Genomic DNA, 17,224 nt, shown 5'->3' on the forward strand with positions numbered 1-17,224 from the left:
AATGTACAAAATATATAGTACATTCTGATTTGTTATATTGTATAATACTGTATATAATAAATTTTATATAAATATAATTCAAAGAGGTGCACCGTTTTAATGATTAGAATATTGATTCCATGCTTTAATGAAGCGTTTGTAATTAAACAAACCTATGATAAATTAACAGAAATTATGCAACATGATAGTTATATTAACGGTTATACATATGAATTACTTTTCGTGGATGATGGAAGTAGAGACCAAACATTAACAATAATTCAACAATTATCTGAATTAGATAGTAGAGTGAAATATATTTCGTTTTCACGTAATTTTGGTAAAGAGTCAGCGATGTATGCAGGTTTGAAAGCAAGTACGGAAGCTGAGGCGTTGATAATCATAGACGGAGATTTACAGCACCCGCCTTCATTGATTCCGCAAATGATTGTAGATTTTAGAAATGGCGAAGATCAAGTGGTAGCTAAAAGGGATAGAACTGGAGAGCGTTGGTTACGTAAGCATCTGTCTAAAATGTATTATTTAATGATTAATAAAAGGGTAGATGTTACCTTAGAGGATGGCATAGGAGATTTCAGGTTATTGAGTCAGCGTGCCGTTAAAGAAGTTGTTAAATTAGGAGAATACAATCGATTTTCAAAAGGATTATTTGCATGGATTGGCTTTGAGCCTAAAGTCATTGAATATCAAAATGTACAACGTGAAGAAGTAGAGTCTAAATGGTCATTTAGTTCATTGTTAAATTATGGTATAGATGGACTGATTTCCTTTAATAATAGACCGTTACGTATTATTATTTATTTGGGATTATTCAGTTGTTTGATGAGCTTTCTCTATATTGCTTTCAATTTAATTTATACACTGAGTTATGGTGTGTCTACGCCTGGTTATTTCACTACTATTTTTGCGGTATTATTTCTAGGTGGTGTGCAGCTGACTTCTTTAGGTATTATTGGAGAATATATAGGTAGAATTTATTATGAAGTGAAACAGAGACCGTTATTTATTATACATAAGACGAATTTAAATAAACATGAGGTAAATTAATATGAAATCACTAAATTTGGACAAGATGTATCTGACACTTACAGCACTATTTTTATTTTACTATTTTATGGCGTTCTTTTTACCATTAACCCATGATGATTGGGATTGGTATAGTCAGTATGGCGTGCAAATGTGGCAGGAAAAATATGCGAATTTAAATGGGCGTTATTTGGGTAATATTTTAGAAACTGTAGCAGTTCGTTTGGATTGGTTTAGGTGGATATCTTACGCGTTGATCAGCATGGCTATGATATATATTATTGTTCGTTTTACTCATAATACGAAACAGCCACTATATTATTTAATAGCTTTCATACTTATGGCTACGATACCAAGTGAGATATACAAACAAACTTATGGATGGTTTGCAGGTTTTTATAATTATGTCCCAGCAACATTGTGCGTGCTGTTCATTTTATGGTTTATTGTTACGGTTTTATTCGAACGAAGAGGGCTTACACCTGTAACTAATATTGTCTTTTATATTATTTGCTTTATTGGGCAATTTTTTATGGAAAATACCACACTCTTTAATAGTATGATTTTGGTGTTAGCCATAGGTTTGAATTTATTACTTTATCGACAAATTAATCCTGAATTTATAGTTGGTTTATTATTATCTGTGGCTGGTACATTGATTATGTTTTTAAATCCTAATTATCGTAAAATATTTTTTGAAGGCAGCAGTTACCAGAATATATCGAGTGAAACAGGATTAGTCGATAAAATATTCCATACGGTGACTACGACAATTCCAGATTGGGTCTTTTTCAATCAAATTGTGACTTTATCTATGATTATTGCTGTGGTGCTAGTTATGCTTTATCGCAGTACTGTGCTGTACAGCTTATCCAAGATGAAAATAGGGCTGACTGTTAGTGGATTATTGATATTGCCTATTTATTACTTTTTCATATATAAACAATTCGAATTACAAAATTTCGATTCAATCACTATAGCAAATCTGCTTAATACTGTGATTTGTATTATATTTTTAGGTGCAATGATTTATGCAATACATTTAGTGATCGGGCAAAAGGAAGTACGTTATACATTATATTTACTCCTAGCCTCAACTTTACTTGTATGTGCACCTTTAGTCATTGTATCACCACTCGGTCCAAGGAATTTTTATACAGTATATGTAATCTATAGCATCATTTTACTGATATTACTTGTTCAACTCAACGTCATGTATGCGTTGTGGCGAAATATGATTGTGGGAATTGCAATTATGTTTGGTGTTGTTTATTTGAGTGGTTGTTACTATATCCACAATCAAAATGAAACGCGAATCGCGAATTTGAAACAAGAAGTAAAAGAGAATCCAGATAAGGATTTCTATACGATGAAGAAACTGCCATTTGAACATTATTTACATCATGCAACGCCAACCAGCGAGAAATATCAAACACTATTCAATAAATATGAAGGTTTACCAGTAGATACAAAAGTTAAGTATGTACCTTTTGGTAGCGAAGAAAAGAAGAGTGATTGATGAAATCATGCGTTAATTATTATAAATTATTACTAGTTTTCGAATTACTCGAAACACATAAAAGCTCCGGGATAGTAAATTTACTAACTACCCCGGAGTTTTTATTTAAATATTTGTGAAGTAATTTATTAATCATCGCCATCTTCATAATCATCATAATCGTCGTCGTCGTCATCACTGTCATCATCGCCGTCATCATCACCTGAATAAATACGTTGTTTTTGATTTGTAGGCGGTGGTTGTGTAGGTTGGGTTTCAGTTGATGCTGCATCATTATTTTTATTGAACCAAGCTACTGAGGATACTTTACCTGTAACATGATTGATAATGATATTAGCACCTTTTTGACTACTTATATCTTGAGTCACCAAATAGTATTTAATACCTTTATCTTCTTTTAAAGTAATAGATTTAAAGGTACCGCCGACATGTTCTTTTGCTATATCTTTGGCTGATGCTTCACTGATTTTTTTATCTTCCTTTTTCTGTTCCTTTTTGGGTTCAGGTTTCTTTGGTTTTAAATCCTTTGTTTGTTTTATATTAGAAATTGTTTTCTTTTCTCTATCTACTTTAATGTGATATATACCTTCGCTTGATTTTAATTTTACTAAAAATTCATTTTTATTATCAGTGAGCTTGATAGATTCAATATCACCGTTGTAACGTTTCTCAACCATTGCTTTTGCATCTGTCTCTGCCATAAGTTGCTGGTTCGCTTTTAAAAATATAATTACACATAGGGCGACAGATAATCCAATACATGTCATTATTAAAATTAATTTAACGAGCAGTTTCATTTTTTGACTCCTTTAGGCACAGTTAAAATAAAGGATGAACCTTTATTTACTTCGCTTTTTACATCAATCACTATATTTTGTTGTGTGGCAATTTCTTGCGCAATGGACAATCCTAAACCTGAACCGCCAGTGCTACGTGACCGTGCTTTATCTACACGATAAAAGCGAGTGAAAATATGAGGCAAGTCAAATTCTGGAATACCTATACCGTCATCCATAATTTCAATATTGAATGAATCTTTATTATCAGAAATTCTGACAATAATAAGTGATTCACCATATTTGTGCGCATTATCTAAAAATATGTGTATTAATTGCTTGAATAAAGAAATATTTAGCCAAGCTTCATAAGATTCACAAGCTACTTCTACTTTTATATCTTGTTTATATACATGCTTTAAGCGATGTGTGATTTCTTCAATTAATTCCACTATATTTTCATATTCAAGACTACTTTCCGTCTTATTTTTAGTTATTTGAGCATAATATAATAATTGTTCTGTTAAATATTTCATTTTTTTAGCTTCATCACCAATAGCATGGATACTTTCATCTAATGTTTTTTGATCTTTCTTTCCAAATCTCTGCAACATTTGACTATAAGAGTTTATAACTGTAATTGGTGTTTTTAATTCATGTGACGCATTCATAATAAATGCTTGTTGTCTCTCGTCGTGTTCTTTCAATTTGTTCATCATGTCATTAAAGGAAGTAGATAATTCCTGCAATTCATACGAATCATTTTGTTGTACTTCTACAGGTAAATAATCTTTGGTTTCTTGTGTTTCTTTGATGTGCTTACTTAATTTCAAAATCGGTTGCGTGATAATATTGGTGATTACTCTATTCAAGTAAAAAATAACTATTAGTAATAATATAACTGAGCCGATTAAAATCCATTTTAAAATTTGAAAGGATTCATACTTAAAGTCTACATTTTCATAAAGCTTTAAATTGACGACTTCACCATGTTCCCAAACGATATGTTGATTTAATGATTCAAATAATATTGAATCTGGAACACCCAGCAACACTGCACCGATCAAACATAGCATCCCAGCTAATCCTGCAGGTAAATTTGAAAATATAAATAATATAAGAGCTAAAATAAAAATCATTATACTTACTTTGCCTAAGTAACTTAAATCTAATACCAAAAAGATATAAAAACTTAAACAAAGAAAAGATATCCAAATCCATAGATGTGAAAATGAAACATTAGCTAGCATCTGTAACGACTTCCTTCAGTTTATGCTTTTGTTGTTTCCTTGCTTTAAAAAGGTTCATACCAATCATAATATAACGAATCGCACTTTCTACACTGCCCTCTAGCCATTTATCTGCGTCGTTGATTGCATTTTCTAAAGTAGCTGGTTCAGGTATAATACTAGAAAATGCATCAATACGACTTTGATAATTTATTTTTGCGCCTTTACCAATCGTTCCTGCAAAAGCTATTACAGGTTTATTGTGATTTTTAGCAATACGTGCAACTTCAGCAGGCACTTTTCCATTCGGTGTTTGATAGTCAATACAACCTTCTGCAGTGATGACAATATCCGTTGATTCAAGATTGCTTTCGATTTGAATATAATTTTTAATTAAATCAAACCTTGGATGCAATGTTGCATTAGCGAAAGCGATGAGACCGGCTCCAAGACCACCTGATGCCCCTGTACCTTCTGCATAACGTAAATCTTTATTTGTATGTTGCTTAATTAAAGCAGCTAAATGATATAAATTATTTGATAAATGTTCTACGTCCTCTTGTGACGCCCCTTTTTGAGGACCAAATACTCGTGCAACGCCTTTATCACCACATAATATATTAGACCAATTTTAAGCAACATCAATTGGTGTTGTTGATACTCGGCTGTCTATATTGCTTAAATCTAAGTCATGAATTTTATCAATATCAACGCCACCATCAGATGTACCAGAATCGCCACAACCTATAATTATTCTATCTACACCGTAATCAAGTGCTTTAATAATCATTTGACCTACGCCATAAGTTGTTGTGTATAATGGGTTTCTTTGTGTCTTAGGGACATGTCTTAACCCTGCAATTGCAGCCATTTCAATCACAGCTACAGTTTCTTTCCCTTCTTTAAATACGCCAAAGTAAGATTGGATGCGTTGTCCGACAGGGCCAGTGACATGAGTCATTATTTTATAACCATTTCTAATTTTAATAATAGATTCTACGAAACCTTCGCCACCATCAACCATAGGTATAACGTTCACTTCATAATTTGAATTGACACGTTTAATACCTTTTTCAATTGCATAACCAACTTCTTCTGCACTTAAACTTTCCTTAAAACCTGATGGAATAACTGTAAATTTCATAATCTTCATCCCCCCGTATATAGTCTTAATTAATTGATACTCTTAGACTATGGTATGGGGGTTTACAATTGCTTAAAGAATTATTAAAAAATGATTAAAAAATTTAATAAAACATGATACCCAGTGCTAATCCTAAAATTACAATTAGCCATGACGGTGCTTTACAGTATGCTAGTAATACAAATAATATGGCAGCAAATGCGAAATCCATATGTGAATTGACGGATGATGTAAAAATAGGATCATACAGTGCTGCAATTAGAATACCAACTACACCAGCACTGACCGCTTTTAACATTGCTTTAGCATAACGATTCGACTGCACGTGTTCCCAAAATGGTAAAACGCCAATTAATAGTAAAAAGGCAGGTAAAAAAATAGCGATTGTTGCGACAATGCCACCCGGAATGCCAGACATAACGGTACCGATATATGCTGCAAAGGTAAATAATGGACCCGGCACTGCCTGTGTTAATGCGTACCCTGTTAAAAAGTCGTTCGCACTGATCATATCTGTTGCGACAAATGCTTGTTCTAATAATGGTAGAACAACATGGCCGCCACCGAAAACAAGTGCACCTGAGCGATAAAAATGATCAATCATACTCACCCATGAATTGGTTGTGAAGAAATTAATAATAGGTAAAATTAATAAAAAACTGAAAAAGAGTGTAAGTGCAATAACACCAACCAGTTTAGGAATATTGAATATCTTTATTGATGGTTTACTTTCATCATTTTCTTTAAAGAGTATTAATCCAGCAAGCGCCACGATAATCAATGCACCCAATTGTGACATAGGGTGAATCACTGTGACTGCCATAACTAAGGTAAATAGTGCAAGAAGCTTTGTTTTCACATCAGGCAAAAGTTTCTTGCCCATGCCAATAATGGCATTAAGCACGATGGCAACTGCAACTAATTTCAAGCCATGCGTCCAACCTAAATCACTGCTGTAAGCAAGGAGCAGCGTCGCACAAAGCATTAATACAATGACTGAAGGCAATGTAAAACCAAGAAATGAAATAACACCACCAAGTAAACCTGCCTTCGTTATGCCGATACCAAAACCGACTTGGCTACTTGCAGGACCAGGTAAAAACTGACATAACGCGACTAAATTTGTATATTGCTGTTCTGTGAGCCACTTCCTACGTTTAACGTATTCATCATAGAAGTAACCGAGATGTGCTGTTGGGCCACCAAAAGATGTACAACCTAATCTTAGCGCGACCAAAAAGACTTCAAGATATTTCATTAGCATAACCTCCCAATTTATAAATTATACTTCGCCAACAAGTTCTTTTAATTTTTGTTGGCTTTTGGCTAACATTTCTTTACCAAATGAAGTGATGGTATAGTTCTTGCGTTGTTTACCTGCAACCACATTTTTCTCACTAACAAGTAATCCTTCGTCTTCCATACTATGTAAGAGGGGATACAACGTACCAGCACTCATTGTATAACCGTGTTCTTGAAGTTCCTCAATCATCCAACTACCATAGATAGGATGTTCACTTGCATGATGCAAGATGTGAATATAAATAAACCCTAAAAACATACGTCTTTCTAATTTTGATTCCACATACATTCATCCTCTCTAATTAATATATCGAAAAGCGATATCGCATTTCGATTTCAATGTAACATTTATACTTTTGTCTGAGGTTGAATTTACATAAAATTTAAGAAATTATCATATTTTGTAATATTGCTAGTGGATAATTTTCGTTAATGAAAAAGACTTATTAATAAACAATTTTAAATAGGGATATTATTAATGTTCGTAACTGCCGTAAAATATTTATACCATCGCTTTGTACAGCATAAACAATAATGTTTTAAGAGACTAGAGCATAAATAAAGCATCTCATGTTGATAATTTAAAGATCTAGTAATCTTTATAGAGTGGGAAAAGAAATCAAATGACAAATTTTGGTTTCTTTTCTCGCTTTTTTTAAAAACAAAAATAAGATAATTTACTAAAAAAGTAAAATTAATGTACAATAATATGTAAGCGCTTACCAATTTATTTGAATCATACTAAATCAAGCTTTTAAAAGGAGAATGTAAATGAAGGACAAAGTGATGATGATAACGGGCGGTAGTAGTGGCATGGGCAAAGCAATGGCGAAACGATTTGCTGAAGAAGGTGCCAAAGTAGTCATAACAGGTCGCTCATTAGAACGACTTGAAGTTGCTAAAGCGGAAATTGAACAATATGAAGATCAGGTGCTATGTATAGACATGGATGTACGTGATCCAGAGCGTGTGCAGTATACAGTAGATGAGACTGTAAAAACATTTGGGCAGATAGATGGCCTTGTGAACAATGCAGCGGGTAATTTTATTTGCCCTGCAGAAGATTTATCGATTAATGCGTGGAATTCAGTTGTAGATATTGTATTAAATGGTACTTGGTATTGTACACAAGCAGTAGGTAAAGAATGGATTAAAAATGGTCAAAAAGGACGAATTTTGAATATGGTTGCGACGTATGCTTGGAGATCTGGTCCAGGTGTTATTCATTCTGCAAGTGCAAAAGCTGGCGTCCTTGCTATGACGAGAACACTTGCTGTGGAATGGAGTTCTAAATATGGAATTACAGTGAATGCCATTGCACCGGGGCCAATTGAAAATACAGGTGGCGCAGGAAAACTAAGTTTATCTGAAGAAGCACGTCAACAGACACTAGATAGTGTACCAGTTGGTAGAATGGGTCAACCTGAAGAAATTGCAGGTTTGGCTAAATTCTTGTTCTCAGACGATGCGGACTATATCAATGGCGCTTGCATGACCATGGATGGCGGGCAATGGCTCAATCAGAATGCATTCTAAACAATTCTCAATTTATATAAAAGACAAATCGGACGATTCATATCGTTTGATTTGTCTTTTTAATTCAACGCTATTGCTAAGATATAATAAAAGTAACGGATTCAATTACAATTTATAAAACAAATTAACCTTATTCAATTGAAATAACAGACCATTTCTACTATGATATATACTTGTATTAAAAAAATAACGAAAAATTATATCTTCGAAACTTTTTGGTTAATAACTGAAAAGTTTCTTTTTATGTCGTGCTTCCTAGGCGATCAATATAAATGAAATAAAACAGTAGGAATGAGTGATTTTCAAATAAAAGGAATGAGGTGTTATTGGGATGTTGTACAAAATCCATTTTAAAAATATATGTTTCTGTATTTTAGGAACATTTCTTATAGGTATAGGCATTAATGTGTTTGTAATTCCTGCTAATTTAGGGGAGGGTGGTACAGTAGGTATTTCGCTAAATCTAAAATATACACTAGGCTTATCACCGGCAATTACCTCACTAATTATAAATATGATATTAATTGCGGTAGGTTGGAAATATTTAAGTAAAACGACAGCAGTTTACACATTGATTACAGTAATTTCAAGTTCAATATTTTTAGGACTAACTGAATCATTTAATATGCAGATTGAATCTGATTTTATAAGCACAGTGTTTGGCGGCTTACTACTTGGTGTCGGCACTGGACTTGTAATCTCAGCGCGAAGTACATTAGGTGGCACATCTGTTATTGCTAAAATTATAAATAAGTATACTGAAATCAAAACTTCTCAAGCGTTGTTTATGCTTGATTCAATCATTGTGTTATCTTTCTTATTCATCCTTCCCGTGCAAAATGTTTTATATACCATTGTTATGCTTTTTATCGTTGAGAAAAGTATGTCATTTGTAATAGAAGGTTTTAATCCTAAAAAGGCAATTACAATTATTTCAAATTATAATAATGAAATTAGTAAGGGGATTAATAAAGAAACAGGTAGAGGTTCAACATTATTGAATGGAGTCGGTGGTTATGAACGAAAAGAGACGAATGTGCTTTATGTCGTTGTACCGCAAAACCAATTATCAAGAATTAAGAAAATCGTTAATGCTCACGATGAAAATGCTTTTCTTGTTATTCATGATGTGAGAGATGTCTTAGGCAATGGCTTTATGAAAGTACAGTAACGTAAAATATGTGTAGATATAAATATGCATCAAAAAGTCCTAATACTGTCATCAGTGTTAGGACTTTTTGATAATAATTATGGCAATGTTAGATTTTAATTATGGGTGGAAGATTACTTTATCAAAATGTTTCTTTTTATTAACTAATGCATCAAATGTTTCAGGACCTTTTGCTAAATCTAAGCGATCTGAAATCATCGGATCCACTTGAATCTCTCCTGTAGACATGTAATGAAGGGACGCATGCCATTCTTCGCCTGGAAATGGGGCGGATAAGCCGTTCCAAGATCCAATAACATTAAGTTCATTACGTAATATTTTTTCAAAATGAACACGATCCATTTCAATATCGGAGTAAGGTATGCCTAGCAGTAAGACTTCCCCGCCTTTAGCTGGTAACGTTAAGACTTGTCCAATCGTAAATGGTGAGCCTGCTGATTCAAAAGCGACATCTATGTTATGAGGAATCGTAGCGATAACGTCATCTAAATTTTCTGCTTTAGAATTAATCGTATAATCTGCGCCAAGCGTCTTAGCAATTGCTAATTTATCTGGGTCGATATCAATCGCAATCGTTTTAGCGGCACCAAATATTTTAGCCCATTGAATGGCTAGCAAACCGATACTGCCACATCCTATAACAGCTACAGTCGCCCCAGGTTTCATACTTGTTCTATAAAAACCATGTGCTACTACTGCAGAAGGTTCGACCATAGCAGCTGTATCAAAGTCTACATTAGTTGGCAATTTTAAGACGTTATTTGCAGGTAGTTTAACGAATTCTGCAAAACAGCCAGGTTCATAAGAGCCAATAACATATAAATGTTCACATCTAGAGTATTCACCTTTTTCACATTGTTCACAGGCGTGACAAGCGATAGCTGGGCAACCCGTGACTGCATCGCCAACTGCCACATGATTAACGTTATTGCCTATACTTTCTACAACTCCTGAAAATTCATGACCAAATGTCATGCCTTCACGATAAGGGCCTAGCTTCTTATAGCGAGAATTGTCTGAACCGCATATACCAGTTGCAATCACTTTAATAATGACATCGTTACTGTCTTCAATTTCAGGCGGTTTTGTTTCTTCGTATCTTAAGTCTTCAATGTCGTATAGGTTCAAAGCTTTCAAAGTATTTCACCTCTTATCTTCTGAATATTAATTTTGTTCAGAAGTAACTTTTTTCTTTTTAAAAAATTTTGCGCCGAAGTAACCAAGAAAAACGACTATATTACAATAAAGTAAGTTATTCATATATAAATCTGTAATACCTCTCAATGGCCCAAGCATGAAATCTAACATATGTTCTACCATAATAATTATCTCCTTATATCATTTAATTGCTAAATGATGGTTATTTGAAACAAGTTAATCGATAGGGCGAAGGAGTACTTTGATGCCTTCTCCACCTTTGATATGGTTGTAGCCTTCTTCCCATTGCGTAATATCAAGTTCATTTGTGACTAACGCTTCAGCATTAACATCACCACTGCTTAATAGTTGTAAAGAAGGTTCCCAGTCGTCTGGTTTTTGACTTCTCGTACCGACCATTCGTATTTCTTTTTGTATGATTTTTTCTAAATCAAAAGAAATTTCTGGATCTTTAAAGATACCAACTTGGACATATTGTCCTTTTTTACGTAAGATATCTAAACCTTGTTTGGCAGCGGGTACTGCACCAGAACATTCTAAAACTACGTTTGCACCATAACCATTCGTAATACTGTTTACATAGTCTTTTAAATCAGTATTTTGAATATTGACGACATGATCTAATTTAAGTTCTGTTGCCTTATCTAATCTTGTTTGATCATTATCTAATCCAGTGATTACGACTTCTGCACCTTTACTTTTAACGACTTGCGCGACAAGTAATCCAATAGGTCCAGGCCCCATAACGACTACGACATCGTTAGGCTGTATTTCAATTTTAGAAACGGCATGGTGGGCACAAGCTAATGGCTCCGTCATAGATGCTGCTTTATATGAAACATTATCAGGAATACGGTGGACACTAGCTGCACGTGCAACTAAATATTGCGTAAAGCCACCGTTTTGTTGTGTGCCTAAACCTTTACGATGATTACATAAGTTATAATCACCACTTTGACAATATTCACATTCACCACAAATGTAATATGTTGTTTCAGAAGTGACGCGGTCACCAATTTTAAAATCAGTGACATTAGCGCCTGTTTCTACAACCTCTCCTGAAAATTCATGGCCAAGTGTCACTGGAAAGTTCACTTTATAATGGCCTTCATACGTGTGCACATCCGTGCCACAAATGCCTGCATAATGGACCTTTATTTTTACTTCATCTGCGTTCGGTGAAGGTCTCTCTCTATCTAAGACTTCTAGATTCCCGAATCCTGGTTCAGTTTTAACGAGTGCTTTCATGTAATGTCAGCTCCTATCTGTTAATTAAATAAACTAAAGAATTTGAAAATAATGTAATTTAAGATGTTACCACCTTGGTCAAGACTTGAAATTTGAGCTGAGCCAGATGGCATATTTACGTTTGTGCCTTCTGCCATGCTTGTGAATATCGGTGCAACATCTGTTGCGATATATAAAGAGATGGCAATCATGATTGTGCCGACAATAACAGAGTGTATGATATTACCTCGTGCAGCACCTACGATAAATGCGACAATAAATGGAATTGTTGCTAAGTCACCAAATGGTAAGACTTGGTTACCAGGTAAAATAACTGCTAATAATACTGTAATCGGAACTAAAATTAAAGCTGTTGAGATAACTGCTGGGTGGCCTAATGCAACCGCAGCGTCTAAACCAATATAGATTTCACGATCCCCAAAGCGTTTGTTTAACCAAGTACGTGCAGATTCGGAAACAGGCATTAAACCTTCCATCAAAATCTTAACCATACGAGGCATTAACACCATAACGGCAGCCATTGACATACCAAGGTTGATAACATCGCCAGCGTTGTAACCAGCTAACAAACCAATGATTAAACCAAGTACTAAACCGACGAATATGGATTCACCAAATGCACCGAAACGTTTTTGAATCGTTTCTGGGTCTGCATGTAGTTTGTTGATACCAGGCACTTTTTGTAAACCTTTGACTAAGAAAATACCTGGCGCATATGAAATTGTACTACCTGTGGCAATCGATACCCCAGGTAAATCGTAGAACTCACTCATCATTGGTGCAGTCCAATCAGCCACTTTCAGACAGACGATTTGGAATATTGCTGCAGCCACTAATGATTGCCAAATGCTATCAGATACGGCGTAAACCATGGCACCCATAAATGTATAATGCCAGAAGTTCCAAATATCTACGTTCATTGTTCGAGTAGTCTTTGTCAGTAACATGGCAATGTTAATCACAATACCTAAAGGAATAATAAATGCTGCGATAACAGATGCCCATGCAATAGATGATGTTGCTGGCCAACCCACATCAATAACATTTAAGCTTACTCCTAGGTTTTTAACCATAGCTTGAGCAGCGGGTCCCAAGTTGTTTACAAGTAAATCAATAACTAAGAAAATCCCTACGAATGCGACACCAATCGTCAAACCGGATCTAAATGCTGCACCGATTTTTTGCCTAAAGAATAATCCTAGTAAAAATATAACGATTGGAAGGATTACTGTTGCCCCTAAATCTAGAAAAGCTTGAATAAAATCTACAAATCCACTCATCCCTTACACCATCCTCTTTAATATAAAGTGATGTTGGTATAAATTAAGACGCCATTTTGATATAACCATGAACTTCTTTTTTAATATTTATCCCAACGATTGATTCGGTATGTTAAATTAAATGACTTATTATTCTTGTAACGCGTCTAAGATTTCTTTTTTAGTATCTTCAACGCCAATTCCAGTTAAGAAATTACGTGCGTTAATGACAGGGAAGTCGTATTCTTTTTGCGTCATTGCAGTTGTAACTAATAAATCTGCTGAATCTGCGTAAACGCCAACTTCTGAAATTTTAATTTGTTTTAAATCTACTTTGATATTGTGCTCTTTTGCCATTTCTTCGATTGCGTTATTTACTACCGTTGAAGTTGCGATACCTGCGCCACATGCTACTAATACTTGTTTCATAATAATTTCCTCCTAATTTGAGAACTTAATATTTAAATTCTCTTCCTGTTATATTTTTTATTAATAAATTGAATGATTATGCGTCTGCTAATTCTTGTTCAATAACTTCTACGACTTGATTGCTATCTGTTGCATTGGCAATGGTTTCAAGTATTTGATCATTTTGGAAAATACCCATCAATTTTTGAAGTAATGATAACTGTGCATCCTCTTTATCCATTGCGAGCATAAAGATTAATTTCACATCGGTTGTTTCTTCAACTTCGCCCATGATGACGAAGGGCACTGTTTCTTTAAGGACAGCCACACTGATTGATTTTGAATTCACATGCTGAATATCTGTGTGTGGGATAGCTACAGAACAATAAACTGTAGGTAACCCTGTAGCAAATGATTGTTCTCTTTCGATGACTGCATCTTTGTATGATGCTTTTACGTAACCATTGTCATGCATTAAATCAGCTAATTGACTTAATACGTCCTCTTTTGTTGTGGCCTCTAAACCAATGACAACATTCGAGGCATCAACTGTTAAACCTTCCATATGACGCAACCCCTTTGCTTTAGTCTATTTTTGAAAATTGTTTAATTGTTTCAAATATTTGGGACTTTGAATCTGTTTGTATAATGCTTTGCATACTTTCATTGTCTTGTGCTAAATCTCGTAACTGTAGTAGAGGTCTTAAATGCTTGAATTTATCTGTTGCTGCGATAACCACAAAGACCTGTACTTTCAGACCTGTACTTAGCGTTAATGGTTCATCTAATACCAACATACTCATAGACGTACGGTTTACGTTTTGTTCGTTTTCAGCATGTGGTATGGCGATGTGTTGATTGATAACCATATAAGTATCGTCAAAAGATTGAATCATTGAATCGATGTAATTTGCATCTATATACTTTTGACTAGAAAGTGGTTCAGCTGTTAGTCGAATTGCTTCTTCCAAATTTGAAACATGAGATGCAAATTGAATATGGTGTATCGGTAATAAATCTTGTAAATTCAAATGACCATTTAACGAAATTGAAGACGATTTGATTGAAGCATATGCATGAATATCATCAAATTGGTTTTTAATTTCATTAAGTAAAGCATCTTCGTTATGAATATCAGCATGTTCACGTATCATGGCTAACATCTTTTCAGCGTGTATGTCTGTCTCGAAACTATTGTTGAGTTGACCGAATACGTGCTGACGAAGGTCGTGTTTTTCTTTGGCAGTTAATATAGCTTTCGTGATATATAATCTTTTGTGTGTCATCACGTGCATTGGTGAAAAGACAATATCAAAGTCTAGCGTATACTGATTAAATTCACGTAGTGATAATGCATCTAAAAATATGAATTCTGGAAACACACTACGCAATTCTTGTAACATCAATTGAGAAATTGATGTACCTTGTGTACAAACCACAACAGCTTTTACCTTTTTGTCGATGTCTTCATCTTGTCTTCTTAAAATACCGCCAATGAGTATGGTTAGATATGCGAGTTCATTATCAGGTAATGGTTGGTTAAAGAACTTTTCCATAGGTTTAGAAGAGAGTTTAACAAGATGAAATAATTCTTTGTAATCATCTTTCAGATTATTCTGTAAACTATCGACATCAGATAACTCGTATCTAATTCTGTAAAAGGCAGGCTTCATATGAAATAACAATTGGTTGACCAATGTTTCACGATCTTCAAAAGTGATAAAAGTGATTTTCTCAAATTGATCAAGCATACTTTGTAGTGCAGTTTTTAATTCTGGTAAAACTTTCACATCATCTAATTCCGACCATTGCACACTTGTTGATAAGAGTTGCAATGTTATAAATAATTTCTCTTGCCGAGGTATATCAGGATAGTTTGAAGTTAGTATTTCAGTTGCTTGATACTCCTCAGTGTCGGAAAGGTCATCGTATCCAATTGAAAAAGGTGAGACGATCTTATCGTGCTGAATTCTTCTCATAATGAAATAGAGTTTGTAGCGTAATGTCTCAGTACTTTGATCAATAAAATTATTCTCTAAATATTGTTCGATTTTGTTGATTTGAAAATCGATGATTTGAAGTTTCTCTTCTTGCAACGCTAAACTTGCTAAAATATCATCTTTTGAAATATTTAAAGTGAATACTTTATCAATTAAGCGTGTTAAAAGTCTTCTAATTTCAAACTCATTACCGACTAAATAATAACCCTCCTGCCGTGAATATTTCAGAGTGACATCATATGGTTCTAGTAATAATTTTAATTTTTTCAAATCATTTAACACTGTGTTCTTACTTACTTTTAAATCGATTGCAAAGTGATTTAATGACAATGTTTCATCTTCTCTAAACAACATCAGTAAAATGAGATGCGCGCGTTGGTAAGCAGTATATACTTGCTCATCTTCCTGTGGAATAGGTTCAATTGATACATTAAGAAAATTTTTGATTATATCATCAACGATGAAAAATCCTTGGCTTGTGCGTTCAATCGTTGGGCAATCTTGTTCAGTTAACCATTCATTGATTTTTTGGATTCGATAGCCAAGTTGTCTACGAGACATGTTGAACATTACTTCTAAGTCTTTGCCTTTAATTTTCGGATTTTTAATCATTTCGGTAATGATATTAAAGTTTTCTGCTTGTATTTTGAATCCCTCCCTTGTTGTTGACTCTAATTTAGCACAGCTCATCAAAGAGTTGTACACTCATTAGACACAAATGCATTTCCGTTTTATGTACATCATTGTGATTAGCATGAGAAAAAGCACTTACCATCGCATTTGGAATGATAAGTGCTTATCGTATAATATGTTTATTATTTTAATAATTTCATTCTTAATTCATTGATTATAAGATACGAAAGTTAAAAAGAGAAATTATATTACCTTTACTGAATGATTTTCTATAACTTAATTAGCTTATCAATCTCGCTAAAATTGCTGGTGGTAAGGTTTATAACAAAGTACCAGATGCATGTACGCTTTCAATTGATATTCGTTATTTACTTAACCAAGATAAAGATGACATTCTAGAACAAATTAAAGGTGTTACAGATGATGAAATAGCTGTGCATATGTCAGGTCCGAGTGTGAAAAATGAAATAGATAATCCTTATATTCAACATCTTGTAAAAGAAATTAAATCTGTAACTGGCAATCAAGAAGCCAATATTTTTGGACAGCATGGCTTTGCTGATACAAGATATTTTTCTAGATTTGATGTGCCTGCAATTGAATTTGGACCTTCTGGTGATGCGCGGCATGGCGATGGTGAATACGCCGTAGTAGACTCATTAGATCAATATAAAGATATCATTGTAGGTTTTGGAAAAACGTTTAATTAGAAATAGACAAACGATTTAAATTAAGAAGTTTAGTAAATAAAAAAATTGAAATATAAGTATAAATAAATCCTAACTAGTTATTTGACTAGTTAGGATTTATTTCAT

The 17,224-nt window shown here is 34.0% G+C and carries 16 protein-coding genes and 2 pseudogenes; 6 read left to right on the plus strand and 12 right to left on the minus strand.

What is annotated here, in order from left to right:
• Positions 1-99 precede the first annotated feature (99 nt).
• Together SOJ_RS01955 and SOJ_RS01960 are read left to right on the plus strand one after the other, a co-directional pair.
• Positions 100-1,047, plus strand: coding sequence for a glycosyltransferase family 2 protein (locus SOJ_RS01955; RefSeq protein ID WP_002506393.1), 948 nt, complete (start codon positions 100-102; stop codon positions 1,045-1,047).
• A gap of 1 nt (position 1,048) precedes the next feature.
• A complete protein-coding gene (locus tag SOJ_RS01960) occupies positions 1,049-2,545 on the plus strand; it encodes a DUF6056 family protein (protein ID WP_002506394.1) in 1,497 nt (498 codons plus the stop codon).
• A 128-nt stretch (positions 2,546-2,673) separates the two neighbouring features.
• On the opposite strand, the gene SOJ_RS01965 is transcribed toward SOJ_RS01960, so the two are convergent.
• The 5 genes and pseudogenes from SOJ_RS01965 to SOJ_RS01985 all read right to left on the minus strand — a co-directional run bounded on the left by SOJ_RS01965 (position 2,674) and on the right by SOJ_RS01985 (position 7,279).
• On the minus strand, positions 2,674-3,342 hold the full coding sequence (locus tag SOJ_RS01965) for a PepSY domain-containing protein (RefSeq protein ID WP_002506395.1): 669 nt from the start codon (positions 3,340-3,342) through the stop codon (positions 2,674-2,676).
• Positions 3,339-4,397 (minus strand): sensor histidine kinase, encoded by a 1,059-nt coding sequence (locus SOJ_RS01970; protein ID WP_238536958.1) that lies wholly within the window; start codon positions 4,395-4,397, stop codon positions 3,339-3,341. Before SOJ_RS01970 ends, SOJ_RS01965 begins: the two co-directional genes overlap by 4 nt.
• A gap of 163 nt (positions 4,398-4,560) precedes the next feature.
• Positions 4,561-5,694: pseudogene (locus tag SOJ_RS01975) on the minus strand (glycerate kinase family protein).
• 103 nt (positions 5,695-5,797) lie between these two features.
• On the minus strand, positions 5,798-6,952 hold the full coding sequence (gene chrA, locus SOJ_RS01980) for a chromate efflux transporter (RefSeq protein ID WP_002506399.1): 1,155 nt from the start codon (positions 6,950-6,952) through the stop codon (positions 5,798-5,800).
• A gap of 24 nt (positions 6,953-6,976) precedes the next feature.
• On the minus strand, positions 6,977-7,279 hold the full coding sequence (locus tag SOJ_RS01985; RefSeq protein ID WP_002506400.1) for a PadR family transcriptional regulator: 303 nt from the start codon (positions 7,277-7,279) through the stop codon (positions 6,977-6,979).
• Between the two features lie 488 nt (positions 7,280-7,767).
• Between SOJ_RS01985 and fadH the strand changes: the two genes are divergently transcribed.
• Positions 7,768-8,532, plus strand: coding sequence for a 2,4-dienoyl-CoA reductase (gene fadH, locus SOJ_RS01990; protein ID WP_002506401.1), 765 nt, complete (start codon positions 7,768-7,770; stop codon positions 8,530-8,532).
• 331 nt (positions 8,533-8,863) lie between these two features.
• Positions 8,864-9,703: a YitT family protein gene (locus tag SOJ_RS01995; protein WP_002506402.1), complete on the plus strand. Its 840-nt coding sequence runs from the start codon at positions 8,864-8,866 to the stop codon at positions 9,701-9,703.
• A 99-nt stretch (positions 9,704-9,802) separates the two neighbouring features.
• On the opposite strand, the gene SOJ_RS02000 is transcribed toward SOJ_RS01995, so the two are convergent.
• From SOJ_RS02000 to SOJ_RS02025, 7 genes are all read right to left on the minus strand, one after another.
• Positions 9,803-10,840 carry a galactitol-1-phosphate 5-dehydrogenase gene (locus tag SOJ_RS02000; protein WP_002506403.1) on the minus strand — a complete coding sequence of 346 codons (1,038 nt, stop codon included), beginning with the start codon at positions 10,838-10,840 and terminating at the stop codon, positions 9,803-9,805.
• Positions 10,841-10,867: 27 nt separating this feature from the next.
• On the minus strand, positions 10,868-11,023 hold the full coding sequence (locus SOJ_RS14540) for a hypothetical protein (RefSeq protein ID WP_002506404.1): 156 nt from the start codon (positions 11,021-11,023) through the stop codon (positions 10,868-10,870).
• A 54-nt stretch (positions 11,024-11,077) separates the two neighbouring features.
• Positions 11,078-12,109, minus strand: coding sequence for a zinc-binding dehydrogenase (locus SOJ_RS02005; protein ID WP_002506405.1), 1,032 nt, complete (start codon positions 12,107-12,109; stop codon positions 11,078-11,080).
• 20 nt (positions 12,110-12,129) lie between these two features.
• Positions 12,130-13,389: a galactitol-specific PTS transporter subunit IIC gene (locus SOJ_RS02010; RefSeq protein ID WP_002506406.1), complete on the minus strand. Its 1,260-nt coding sequence runs from the start codon at positions 13,387-13,389 to the stop codon at positions 12,130-12,132.
• 129 nt (positions 13,390-13,518) lie between these two features.
• The gene (locus SOJ_RS02015; protein ID WP_002506407.1) at positions 13,519-13,797 is read right to left on the minus strand and encodes a PTS sugar transporter subunit IIB; all 279 of its coding nucleotides are present in this window, start codon (positions 13,795-13,797) and stop codon (positions 13,519-13,521) included.
• A 76-nt stretch (positions 13,798-13,873) separates the two neighbouring features.
• A complete protein-coding gene (locus SOJ_RS02020) occupies positions 13,874-14,341 on the minus strand; it encodes a PTS sugar transporter subunit IIA (protein ID WP_002506408.1) in 468 nt (155 codons plus the stop codon).
• A 19-nt stretch (positions 14,342-14,360) separates the two neighbouring features.
• Positions 14,361-16,466, minus strand: coding sequence for a BglG family transcription antiterminator (locus SOJ_RS02025; protein ID WP_002506409.1), 2,106 nt, complete (start codon positions 16,464-16,466; stop codon positions 14,361-14,363).
• A 230-nt stretch (positions 16,467-16,696) separates the two neighbouring features.
• Here SOJ_RS02025 and SOJ_RS14795 point away from each other — a divergent pair.
• Positions 16,697-16,822 (plus strand): annotated as a pseudogene (locus SOJ_RS14795) (peptidase dimerization domain-containing protein); the annotation flags it as partial.
• 27 nt (positions 16,823-16,849) lie between these two features.
• A complete protein-coding gene (locus tag SOJ_RS14695; protein ID WP_002506410.1) occupies positions 16,850-17,119 on the plus strand; it encodes a hypothetical protein in 270 nt (89 codons plus the stop codon).
• Positions 17,120-17,224: the final 105 nt, after the last annotated feature.

The sequence above is a fragment of the Staphylococcus sp. OJ82 genome (assembly GCF_000294465.1).
In the GTDB taxonomy this organism is placed as follows: Bacteria; Bacillota; Bacilli; order Staphylococcales; family Staphylococcaceae; genus Staphylococcus; species Staphylococcus equorum.